Origin of the sequence: Bacillus silvicola, from assembly GCF_050524305.1 — a bacterium.
Lineage (GTDB): Bacteria > Bacillota > Bacilli > Bacillales > Bacillaceae_G > Bacillus_A > Bacillus_A cereus_AT.
In genome coordinates this window covers 1,046,468-1,057,500 of sequence record NZ_JBNGVC010000013.1, presented here as the reverse complement: position 1 = coordinate 1,057,500, position 11,033 = coordinate 1,046,468, and the positions used below count along the sequence as shown (strand labels likewise).

Here is an 11,033-nt window from a genome sequence, read left to right as displayed (position 1 = left end):
TTCTAGCGAGATAAAAGGTGCCTGTACCGCAAACCGACACAGGTAGGCGAGGAGAGAATCCTAAGGTGTGCGAGAGAACTCTGGTTAAGGAACTCGGCAAAATGACCCCGTAACTTCGGGAGAAGGGGTGCTTTCTTAACGGAAAGCCGCAGTGAATAGGCCCAAGCGACTGTTTAGCAAAAACACAGGTCTCTGCGAAGCCGTAAGGCGAAGTATAGGGGCTGACACCTGCCCGGTGCTGGAAGGTTAAGGAGAGGGGTTAGCGTAAGCGAAGCTCTGAACTGAAGCCCCAGTAAACGGCGGCCGTAACTATAACGGTCCTAAGGTAGCGAAATTCCTTGTCGGGTAAGTTCCGACCCGCACGAAAGGTGTAACGATTTGGGCACTGTCTCAACCAGAGACTCGGTGAAATTATAGTACCTGTGAAGATGCAGGTTACCCGCGACAGGACGGAAAGACCCCGTGGAGCTTTACTGTAGCCTGATATTGAATTTTGGTACAGTTTGTACAGGATAGGCGGGAGCCATTGAAACCGGAGCGCTAGCTTCGGTGGAGGCGCTGGTGGGATACCGCCCTGACTGTATTGAAATTCTAACCTACGGGTCTTATCGACCCGGGAGACAGTGTCAGGTGGGCAGTTTGACTGGGGCGGTCGCCTCCTAAAGTGTAACGGAGGCGCCCAAAGGTTCCCTCAGAATGGTTGGAAATCATTCGTAGAGTGCAAAGGCATAAGGGAGCTTGACTGCGAGACCTACAAGTCGAGCAGGGACGAAAGTCGGGCTTAGTGATCCGGTGGTTCCGCATGGAAGGGCCATCGCTCAACGGATAAAAGCTACCCCGGGGATAACAGGCTTATCTCCCCCAAGAGTCCACATCGACGGGGAGGTTTGGCACCTCGATGTCGGCTCATCGCATCCTGGGGCTGTAGTCGGTCCCAAGGGTTGGGCTGTTCGCCCATTAAAGCGGTACGCGAGCTGGGTTCAGAACGTCGTGAGACAGTTCGGTCCCTATCCGTCGTGGGCGTAGGAAATTTGAGAGGAGCTGTCCTTAGTACGAGAGGACCGGGATGGACGCACCGCTGGTGTACCAGTTGTTCTGCCAAGGGCATAGCTGGGTAGCTATGTGCGGAAGGGATAAGTGCTGAAAGCATCTAAGCATGAAGCCCCCCTCAAGATGAGATTTCCCATAGCGTAAGCTAGTAAGATCCCTGAAAGATGATCAGGTTGATAGGTTCGAGGTGGAAGCATGGTGACATGTGGAGCTGACGAATACTAATAGATCGAGGACTTAACCATATAATATGTAGCAATGTTATCTAGTTTTGAAGGAATATATGTTTAGATTTCTTCTTGACATTCTGAAAAGAATGTGTATAATGATAAAAGTCTGGTAATGATGGCAGAGAGGTCACACCCGTTCCCATACCGAACACGGAAGTTAAGCTCTCTAGCGCCGATGGTAGTTGGGACCTTGTCCCTGTGAGAGTAGGACGTTGCCAGGCTTGTATTATTCCGCAGTAGCTCAGCGGTAGAGCTATCGGCTGTTAACCGATCGGTCGTAGGTTCGATTCCTACCTGCGGAGCCATTATGCTTCCATAGCTCAGCTGGTAGAGTACTTCCATGGTAAGGAAGAGGTCACCGGTTCAAGCCCGGTTGGAAGCTTGAGAAAAGTTTTGGATTTTTTTGGCCCGTTGGTCAAGTGGTTAAGACACCGCCCTTTCACGGCGGTAACACGGGTTCGAATCCCGTACGGGTCACCACTTTTGGAGGATTAGCTCAGCTGGGAGAGCACCTGCCTTACAAGCAGGGGGTCGGCGGTTCGATCCCGTCATCCTCCACCATATATATTTAAATGTCGGAGGGGTAGCGAAGTGGCTAAACGCGGCGGACTGTAAATCCGCTCCTTCGGGTTCGGCAGTTCGAATCTGCCCCCCTCCACCATTTTCTTTAAAATAACCTGAAAGGGTTTATTTTTTTGAGAAGATAACCATACTAGTAAATATTAATGGGCTATAGCCAAGCGGTAAGGCAACGGACTTTGACTCCGTCATGCGCTGGTTCGAATCCAGCTAGCCCAGCCATTTACGAGCCATTAGCTCAGTTGGTAGAGCATCTGACTTTTAATCAGAGGGTCGAAGGTTCGAATCCTTCATGGCTCACCATTTTCGCGGAAGTAGTTCAGTGGTAGAATACAACCTTGCCAAGGTTGGGGTCGCGGGTTCGAATCCCGTCTTCCGCTTTATTACTACGGGGCCTTAGCTCAGCTGGGAGAGCGCCTGCCTTGCACGCAGGAGGTCAGCGGTTCGATCCCGCTAGGCTCCATATAAATAGGGAAAGCTTACATCAAATGATGTAAGCTTTTTTTGTGCTTAAATTTCACATAAAAAGACAACTTGTGTATATGTTGTTTAAAATGAAAGAAGAGCATAAATAAGGAGAGATAATTATGAAAGTTGTCATTGCATCTGATTCATATAAAGAAAGTTTGAAAGCTATGGAGGCATGTGAAGCTATTGAAAGAGGTTTTGCAGCAGTTTTTCCTAAAGCAGAGTACGTTAAAGTACCAATTGGAGATGGAGGTGAAGGAACGGTCGAATCTCTTGTTGGTGCTACAATGGGAGAAATTATATCACTTAATGTGACAGGGCCGCTTGGAGAGAGCGTGCAAGCCTTTTATGGTATGTCTAAGGATAAGGAGACAGCATTTATTGAAATGGCAGCAGCATCAGGATTACAACACGTTCCAATTGAAAAGAGAAACCCACTTATTACAACAACAAAAGGGACAGGTGAACTTATATTACATGCATTAGATCAAGGAGTGAAACACATTATTTTAGGACTTGGAGGAAGTGCTACAAATGATGGTGGGGCTGGTATGCTATCCGCTTTAGGTACAAGGTTTATAAACAGGAAAGGTGAAGTAATAGAACCCTCTGGAGGGACATTAAATTTGATTACTACTGTTGATCTTTCTAGGATTGATTCACGCCTAAAGGATTTAAAGTTAGAAGCAGCGTGTGATGTAGATAACCCTTTAGTTGGAGCTAGCGGGGCATCTTTTGTATTTGCGAGACAAAAGGGCGCAAATGTAGAGATGATGAAAGAGCTAGATGAGAATTTAAAACATTATGCTAATATACTTAAACAACATGTATCTTTAGATGTATCTGAAATACCGGGGGCGGGGGCAGCTGGAGGAATGGGAGCAGCTGTCGTTGCGGTGCTAAAGGGGCAGTTAAGAAAAGGAATTGAAATTGTATTAGATTATACAAATTTTGATAAGTGTATAGAGGGCGCCGATCTGATTGTAACTGGTGAGGGAAGAATAGATGAACAAACAGCGTATGGAAAAGCTCTTGTTGGTGTCGCGAAGCGGGCGAAATATCGTCATATTCCTGTAATTGCTATTGGTGGATCTGTATCCTCGAATTATACGACTGTTTACGAAAAGGGAATTGATGCAGTGTTTAGTATTACAGCGAGTCCAATGACATTAGAAGAAGCATATAAAAGGGCAGAAGAGAATATCGAAATGACAGCAAGAAATATTGCAACAGTGTGGAAATTAGCATCAGAAAAACGCTTCTAAATGTAGAAGTGTTTTTTAATCCATTTATTTGATGATATTTTGCATAATCCTGAGTGATGATGGAGAAAAGTGCGGATAAAAATATTAGCTGATAGAAAAGTCAGTTGTTTCACTAAGTTAACTTTATACATAGAATAGTCTTAAAATTTAGGTTTCAATGAGTGTACAAGTGAATATATTGTATATCCATGCAGAAAAATGTCGAGTTGAGTCAGACTATATAAAAGATTTAAAATATTTAGGAAGGCATAAAAGGGGGATACTATCTATGAAAAAAGAAATCTCAGTTATTGGAGTTCCAATGGATTTAGGACAGATGCGTCGCGGGGTTGATATGGGACCAAGCGCGATCCGTTATGCAGGGGTAATTGAAAGAATTGAACAAATTGGATATGACGTTAAAGATTTGGGAGATATATGTATTGAGAGAGAAAAAGAAGTAGATGAAAATACAAAATTAAGAAACCTTACACAAGTTGCAACTGTATGTAATGAATTAGCAAGTAAGGTTGATCATATTATAGAAGAAGGTCGTTTTCCACTTGTATTAGGCGGTGACCATAGTATTGCTATCGGTACGCTAGCTGGTGTAGCGAAACATTATAAAAATTTAGGTGTTATTTGGTATGATGCACATGGTGATTTAAATACAGAAGAGACTTCACCATCTGGAAATATTCACGGTATGTCACTTGCTGCAAGTTTAGGCTATGGACATCCGACGCTTGTAGACTTATATGAAGCATATCCAAAGGTGAAAAAAGAGAACGTTGTAATTATCGGTGCACGTGCATTGGATGAAGGAGAAAAAGACTTTATTCGCGATGAAGGCATTAAAGTATTCTCAATGCATGAAATCGATCGTATGGGTATGACGGCTGTTATGGAAGAAACAATTGCGTATTTATCTCATACGGATGGTGTCCATTTATCATTAGATCTAGATGGGCTTGATCCTCATGACGCACCAGGAGTTGGAACACCTGTAATTGGCGGTCTATCTTATCGTGAAAGCCACTTAGCGATGGAGATGTTAGCAGAAGCTGATATTGTTACATCTGCTGAGTTTGTTGAAGTAAATACAATTTTAGATGAGAGAAACAGAACAGCAACAACAGCGGTTGCTTTAATGGGTTCTTTATTCGGTGAAAAACTGAAATAAATGTAAGAAAAGCAACTGTGAAGTTGCTTTTTTTATTGGGAAATAGGCGTATAATTATGATTGATATTATACTGTAGGGTAAGAAAGGTTGACATCTTACCAATTTAAGCTAAAGGGGGCGTTTGTAATTGTCGTTTGTTTCATGTATGGTATAATTAACTAGTTGTTGGAAATACATACAGATAGAGCATAAAATAATATTTCAATATATGGATAGAATTGCTCGTAAGTAGGAGGAAGGGTTAGCATGCCTTTTGAAGATACGACCATTTTGAAATATCTTAGTACGGCATTAGATATTGCTGTTGTATGGTTTATTATATATAAGCTAATTCTTATAATCCGGGGCACGAAGGCTGTTCAACTTTTAAAAGGTATTACAGTTATTATTGTCGTCCGGATGATCAGTATTTTACTTGAATTGCATACGCTATATTGGCTAACGGAACAAGTATTAACGTGGGGATTCCTAGCTGTTATTATTATCTTCCAGCCAGAATTGCGAAGAGCACTTGAGCAGCTAGGACGAGGTAGTCTGTTTTCGCGTGTGGGAACTCACGAGGAAGATGAACCTGAAATTGTTGCAACAGCGATAGCGAAAGCTACGGAATATATGGGAAAACGTAGAATAGGTGCATTAATTACGTTGTCAAAAGAGACTGGGATGGGTGACTATGTGGAAACGGGTATTCCGCTGAACGCAAATGTGTCATCAGAACTACTCATTAATATTTTTATCCCTAATACCCCTCTTCATGATGGAGCAGTAATTATGCAGGGAAGTACAATTAAAGCAGCAGCATGTTATCTTCCGCTATCAGAAAGTCCGTTTATTTCTAAGGAGTTAGGAACAAGGCATCGCGCTGCAATGGGAGTTAGTGAAGTTACTGATAGTATTACAGTAGTTGTGTCGGAAGAAACGGGTCAAATTTCTTTAACGAAAAACGGTGAGTTACATCGTGATTTGAAGACAGAGCAGCTGAAGGATATGTTGTTAGCAGAATTTAGTGGGAACGAAAAAACGACTTCTTCGTCTTTATGGAATTGGAGGAGAAAGCGTCATGGATAAGCTAATGGAGAATCATTGGTTTTTAAAAGGAATCTCATTACTATTGGCGTGTATGCTTTTTATGTCAGCAACTTTAACCGAAAAAAATACGACAGCGAGTATATTACCTTTCGTAAATGAAACGAAAGAAACATTAACTGATTATCCCATTACTATTAAGTATGATGAAGAGAAGTATATTGTAAGTGGTATTCCACCAGGTGGAGTCAAGGTGAAGTTAGAAGGCCCAAAAGCATCGGTCGCTGCAACAAAAGCAAAAAGCCAATTTAATATACCAGTTGATTTGCGAGACAGTCGAGTAGGAACCTATGAAGTTTCTTTAAAAGCGAACGGGCTTCCAGATGATGTGAAAGGGACAGTTCAACCATCAACAATTAAAGTCACTCTTCATGAAAAAGCGAAAAAGTATGTTCATGTGGATTTGAAATTATCAAATGAAGATCAGATGCCAGCAGGTTCTACTATTGAGAAATCGAGTATTAAGCCCGACACTGTTGAAGTAGTTGGAACAAAAGAAGAAATAGAAAGTATTTCATCTGCTAAGGCATATATCGACTTAAAAGGCGTGAATAAAACTGTTACAAAAACAGCAGACGTTACATTGTACAATAAAGAAGGGAAACGTTTAAATGTAAAAACGAGTCCATCTAAAATAAGTGTAACCGTGAATGTAGTGACACAACCTACAGCAAATAACGTCGAAAAAACAGTACCTCTAACATATTCGAAAAAAGGGAATTTGCCAGAGGGTTTAGCTGTTACAAATATTAATGTTGAACCAAAAGAGGTAACGATAGCAGGTCCAAAAGACATTTTGGATAATATACAATCTATAGAGGGGGTCGAGGTAGATCTTAGTCAATTGACGGATTCTACAACATTCGATGCCTCTGTTTTATTGCCAAAAGGTGTGACAAGTGCAAAACCAAATCAAGTGAAGGTTTCTGTAGGGGTACAAAAGGTAAAACAAACGAAAAGTAAAACTATAGAGGGTATCCCGATTCAAAAAAATGGAATTCCGAATGATGTTACTGCTCAGCTACTTTCGCCACAGGATGGAAAGATAAGCGTTGATATTTCAGGAGAAGCAAGTATAGTAGATAAAATAACAGCTGCTCAAATAACAGCTGCGATTAATCTGCAAAATGTATCTCCGGGGACGAAGGATGTTTCTATTCAAGTGAGCGGTCCTGGTAATATTTCGATAGAACCAAAACAAAAAGGTGCTAAAGTCACAATTGTGAAGAAAGAAAAACCAGATAAAGAAGTACAGGGTAATATTGAACAACCAGATCCAGCAAACAATAAAGAAAATCAAACTGAAAAACCAAAAAATCCGGAACCGGATCCAGAAAAGGATCAGGGAAAAGATAAAGAAAAAGATAAAGAAAATGGCCAAGAAACGAGCCAAGAACCAACAGTAGATAATCACAAAGAGCATGAAAAAGGAGCGAATAATAATGGGTAAATATTTTGGTACAGACGGAGTACGCGGGGTTGCAAATAAGGAATTAACACCTGAATTAGCATTCAAAATTGGACGTTTTGGCGGCTATGTATTAACAAAAGATACAGATCGTCCAAAAGTAATTATTGGCCGTGATACACGTGTATCTGGACATATGTTAGAAGGAGCTTTAGTAGCAGGCCTATTATCAACTGGAGCAGAAGTAATGCGTCTTGGTGTTATTTCTACACCAGGTGTGGCTTATTTAACAAAAGCTTTAGATGCACAAGCGGGTGTTATGATTTCTGCATCTCATAATCCAGTACAAGATAATGGAATTAAGTTCTTCGGTTCAGATGGTTTTAAATTAACAGATGAGCAAGAAGCTGAAATTGAAGCATTATTAGACAAAGAAGTTGACGAGTTACCACGTCCAACAGGTACTAACCTTGGCCAAGTGAGTGATTATTTTGAAGGTGGACAAAAGTATTTACAATACATTAAACAAACTGTAGAGGAAGATTTCTCTGGTTTACATATTGCTTTAGATTGCGCACACGGTGCGACTTCTTCTTTAGCTCCATACTTATTTGCAGACTTAGAAGCTGATATTTCAACGATGGGAACTTCTCCAAACGGTATGAATATTAACGAAGGTGTAGGATCTACACATCCAGAAGTCTTAGCTGAATTAGTAAAAGAAAAAGGTGCTGATATCGGACTTGCTTTTGATGGTGATGGCGACCGTTTAATCGCGGTAGATGAAAAAGGAAACATCGTTGACGGCGATCAAATTATGTTTATTTGTGCGAAGTATATGAAAGAAACTGGTCAATTGAAACATAATACAGTTGTTTCAACAGTTATGAGTAACTTAGGCTTCTATAAAGCACTTGAAGCAAACAATATTACAAGTGATAAAACAGCAGTTGGTGACCGCTACGTAATGGAAGAAATGAAACGTGGTGGATATAATCTGGGCGGAGAACAATCAGGTCACATTATCTTACTTGATTACATTACAACTGGTGATGGAATGTTAAGTGCACTTCAACTTGTAAACATCATGAAAATGACGAAAAAGCCATTATCTGAGCTTGCAGGCGAGATGACAAAATTCCCACAATTACTAGTAAACGTTCGTGTAACAGATAAAAAACTAGCATTAGAAAATGAGAAAATTAAAGAAATTATTTGTGTTGTAGAGGAAGAAATGAACGGAGACGGTCGTATTCTTGTTCGTCCATCTGGAACAGAACCACTTATTCGTGTAATGGCAGAAGCACCGACACAAGAAATTTGTGATGGATATGTACATCGTATTGTAGAAGTTGTGAAAGCTGAAGTTGGCGTTGAATAATTCGCCGATTCTATGAAAAAGGAGCACAAAAAGTGCTCCTTTTTCATATGTTTTATAGACAATGAAAAAAATTTCATTGACGATTTATATTGTTTGTTATACGATGGTCTTGTTCTTTTTCTCAAAGGAAATATTGTAAATTATAAAAGCGCCAGAACTACAAGTAGTGTAGTTGACGAGGTGGAGTTTATCGAGATTTCGGCGGATGACTCCCGGTTGTTCATCACAACCGCAAACTTTTACTTAAAACATTAAGGTGACTTAGTGGACAAAGGTGAAAGTGTGATGAGAGAAAAGGAACGGATGAATACTAGCTGTATAAGTATATACGGACTTTAACCCAATCGAGAGGAAGGTGAAAGCCGTTACAAGCTTACAGGGCTAGCAATATGTAATCCGTTTTTTTAATATAAATAAATGGTATCGGACTATGTCGTTACATGTTCGCAAAGCAGTGTAAGCATTTGTAACGGCGACTAAACATGTGTGGAATTGTAGGATTTATTGGAGAGCAAGATGCAAAGGAAATTTTATTAAAAGGTTTAGAAAAACTAGAATATCGTGGATATGATTCAGCAGGTATTGCAGTACAAGCAGAGAACGGTGTTGTTGTATACAAAGAAAAAGGCCGTATTGCAAAGCTTCGCGAAATCGTAGATGAGAACGTAGCAGCAAGCGTAGGGATTGGACATACACGCTGGGCTACACATGGTGTTCCAAGTAAGTTAAACGCGCATCCGCATCAAAGTACATCAAAACGCTTTACACTAGTTCATAACGGTGTAATTGAAAACTATGAATTAGTGAAAAAGGAATATTTACAAGATGTAACGTTCGTAAGTGAAACAGATACAGAAATTATCGTACAGCTTATGGAACAACAAGTGAGCACAGGATTAAGTGTAGAAGAAGCGTTCCGTAATACGCTATCTCTTTTACATGGCTCTTATGCAATCGGATTACTTGATGCTGAAAATCCAAACATGATTTATGTTGCTAAAAACAAAAGCCCGCTATTAGTAGGTGTTGGTGACAACTTTAATGTTGTGGCGAGCGACGCTATGGCGATGTTACAAGTTACAGATCAATTTATCGAGTTAATGGATAAAGAAATCGTAATTGTAACGAAAGAAAGCATTACAATTAAAAACTTACAAGGTGAAACGATTGAACGTGCACCTTATACAGCGGAATTAGACGCAAGTGATATTGAAAAAGGAACGTATCCTCATTTCATGCTTAAAGAAATCGATGAGCAACCACTTGTAATCCGTAATATAATTCAAAAGTATCAAGATGAAAATGGCGAGATTGAACTGGATGCAGATATCCGTAACGCAATTTTAGATAGCGATCGCATTTACATCATTGCATGTGGAACAAGTTATCATGCAGGTCTTGTTGGAAAGCAATTCATCGAGAAATTTGCGAAAGTACCAGTTGAAGTACACGTAGCAAGTGAATTCTCTTACAATATGCCATTATTAACAGAAAGACCATTCTTCATTTACATTTCACAAAGTGGTGAAACAGCTGATAGCCGTGCAGTACTTGTGCAAACAAATGAAATGGGTCATAAAGCATTAACGATTACAAATGTACCTGGTTCTACGCTTTCTCGTGAAGCTGATTATACACTTCCGTTATATGCGGGACCAGAAATTGCAGTTGCATCAACGAAAGCTTACACAGCACAACTTGCAGTACTTTCAATCTTAGCAGCTGACATTGCAAAAGCTAAAGGTGAAATTCTTGATTTTGATTTAACTCACGAACTAGGACTTGTAGCAAATGCAATGGTAGTACTTTGTGATCAAAAAGAAGAGATGGACGCATTAGCAAAACAATTTTTAGCAACAACGCGTAACTGCTTCTTCATCGGACGTAGCGTAGACTTCTTCGTAGGTTTAGAAGGTGCGTTAAAACTAAAAGAAATCTCTTACATCCAAGCAGAAGGATTTGCTGGAGGAGAATTAAAACACGGTACAATTGCCTTAATCGAAAACGGTACACCAGTTATCGCACTTGCTACACAAGAGCACGTAAACCTTGGAATTCGTGGTAACGTGAAAGAAGTAGTAGCGCGCGGGGCTAACCCATGTATCATCTCAATGAAAGGCTTAGAAATGGAAGGTGACAGCTTCGTATTACCAGCTGTACACGAAGCACTAGCACCGCTAGTAGCAGTTATTCCATTACAACTTATCTCATACTACGCAGCACTTCACCGCGAATGTGACGTTGATAAGCCACGTAACTTAGCTAAGTCTGTTACTGTTGAGTAGAGGTTGGTAGATTTGAAATAAATTTGTGAAGCTTCACCCCTTTGGATATTTTTATCTAAAGGGGTGTTTTTGTGTCCAAAAGAAAAAGAACATCTAAAATTGATAAGTGGATTAAAGA

Annotated in this window: 6 protein-coding genes, 9 tRNA genes, 2 rRNA genes and 1 pseudogene (1 of these 18 cut by a window edge); all 18 read left to right on the top strand. The window is 40.4% G+C overall.

Annotated features, from left to right (window positions below):
* Positions 1-1,295, top strand: a 23S ribosomal RNA gene (locus ACP6L7_RS27555) (it extends 1,627 nt beyond the left edge of the window).
* A 90-nt stretch (positions 1,296-1,385) separates the two neighbouring features.
* A 5S ribosomal RNA gene (rrf, locus tag ACP6L7_RS27550) occupies positions 1,386-1,501 on the top strand.
* A 9-nt stretch (positions 1,502-1,510) separates the two neighbouring features.
* Positions 1,511-1,585 (top strand) — tRNA-Asn (locus ACP6L7_RS27545).
* Positions 1,586-1,589: 4 nt separating this feature from the next.
* Positions 1,590-1,662: transfer RNA gene (locus ACP6L7_RS27540), tRNA-Thr, on the top strand.
* Between the two features lie 23 nt (positions 1,663-1,685).
* Positions 1,686-1,760: transfer RNA gene (locus ACP6L7_RS27535), tRNA-Glu, on the top strand.
* A 5-nt stretch (positions 1,761-1,765) separates the two neighbouring features.
* Positions 1,766-1,841 (top strand) — tRNA-Val (locus ACP6L7_RS27530).
* Between the two features lie 16 nt (positions 1,842-1,857).
* Positions 1,858-1,941, top strand: a tRNA-Tyr gene (locus ACP6L7_RS27525).
* 65 nt (positions 1,942-2,006) lie between these two features.
* Positions 2,007-2,081: transfer RNA gene (locus ACP6L7_RS27520), tRNA-Gln, on the top strand.
* 5 nt (positions 2,082-2,086) lie between these two features.
* Positions 2,087-2,162 (top strand) — tRNA-Lys (locus ACP6L7_RS27515).
* Between the two features lie 5 nt (positions 2,163-2,167).
* Positions 2,168-2,239: transfer RNA gene (locus tag ACP6L7_RS27510), tRNA-Gly, on the top strand.
* A 10-nt stretch (positions 2,240-2,249) separates the two neighbouring features.
* Positions 2,250-2,322: transfer RNA gene (locus ACP6L7_RS27505), tRNA-Ala, on the top strand.
* Between the two features lie 124 nt (positions 2,323-2,446).
* Positions 2,447-3,592: a glycerate kinase gene (locus ACP6L7_RS27500; RefSeq protein WP_430529539.1), complete on the top strand. Its 1,146-nt coding sequence runs from the start codon at positions 2,447-2,449 to the stop codon at positions 3,590-3,592.
* 268 nt (positions 3,593-3,860) lie between these two features.
* On the top strand, positions 3,861-4,754 hold the full coding sequence (gene rocF / locus ACP6L7_RS27495; protein WP_000711584.1) for an arginase: 894 nt from the start codon (positions 3,861-3,863) through the stop codon (positions 4,752-4,754).
* Between the two features lie 247 nt (positions 4,755-5,001).
* Positions 5,002-5,823 carry a diadenylate cyclase CdaA gene (gene cdaA, locus ACP6L7_RS27490; protein ID WP_001115704.1) on the top strand — a complete coding sequence of 274 codons (822 nt, stop codon included), beginning with the start codon at positions 5,002-5,004 and terminating at the stop codon, positions 5,821-5,823.
* A complete protein-coding gene (locus ACP6L7_RS27485; protein ID WP_097831171.1) occupies positions 5,816-7,291 on the top strand; it encodes a CdaR family protein in 1,476 nt (491 codons plus the stop codon). The genes cdaA and ACP6L7_RS27485 overlap by 8 nt, the downstream gene beginning before the upstream one ends.
* The gene (gene glmM / locus ACP6L7_RS27480) at positions 7,284-8,630 is read left to right on the top strand and encodes a phosphoglucosamine mutase (RefSeq protein WP_097831172.1); all 1,347 of its coding nucleotides are present in this window, start codon (positions 7,284-7,286) and stop codon (positions 8,628-8,630) included. Before ACP6L7_RS27485 ends, glmM begins: the two co-directional genes overlap by 8 nt.
* A 285-nt stretch (positions 8,631-8,915) precedes the next feature.
* A pseudogene (locus tag ACP6L7_RS27475) lies at positions 8,916-9,100 on the top strand (hypothetical protein).
* Positions 9,101-9,112: 12 nt separating this feature from the next.
* The gene (glmS, locus tag ACP6L7_RS27470) at positions 9,113-10,915 is read left to right on the top strand and encodes a glutamine--fructose-6-phosphate transaminase (isomerizing) (RefSeq protein ID WP_097831173.1); all 1,803 of its coding nucleotides are present in this window, start codon (positions 9,113-9,115) and stop codon (positions 10,913-10,915) included.
* Positions 10,916-11,033 lie beyond the last annotated feature (118 nt).

Excerpts from the sequence above, each read along its gene's own strand:
- ACP6L7_RS27500 (WP_430529539.1), top strand. The coding sequence starts at position 2,447 with ATGAAAGTTGTCATTGCATCTGATTCATATAAAGAAAGTTTGAAAGCT.
- ACP6L7_RS27485 (WP_097831171.1), top strand. The coding sequence starts at position 5,816 with ATGGATAAGCTAATGGAGAATCATTGGTTTTTAAAAGGAATCTCATTA.
- cdaA (WP_001115704.1), top strand. The coding sequence starts at position 5,002 with ATGCCTTTTGAAGATACGACCATTTTGAAATATCTTAGTACGGCATTA.
- glmS (WP_097831173.1), top strand. The coding sequence starts at position 9,113 with ATGTGTGGAATTGTAGGATTTATTGGAGAGCAAGATGCAAAGGAAATT.
- rocF (WP_000711584.1), top strand. The coding sequence starts at position 3,861 with ATGAAAAAAGAAATCTCAGTTATTGGAGTTCCAATGGATTTAGGACAG.
- glmM (WP_097831172.1), top strand. The coding sequence starts at position 7,284 with ATGGGTAAATATTTTGGTACAGACGGAGTACGCGGGGTTGCAAATAAG.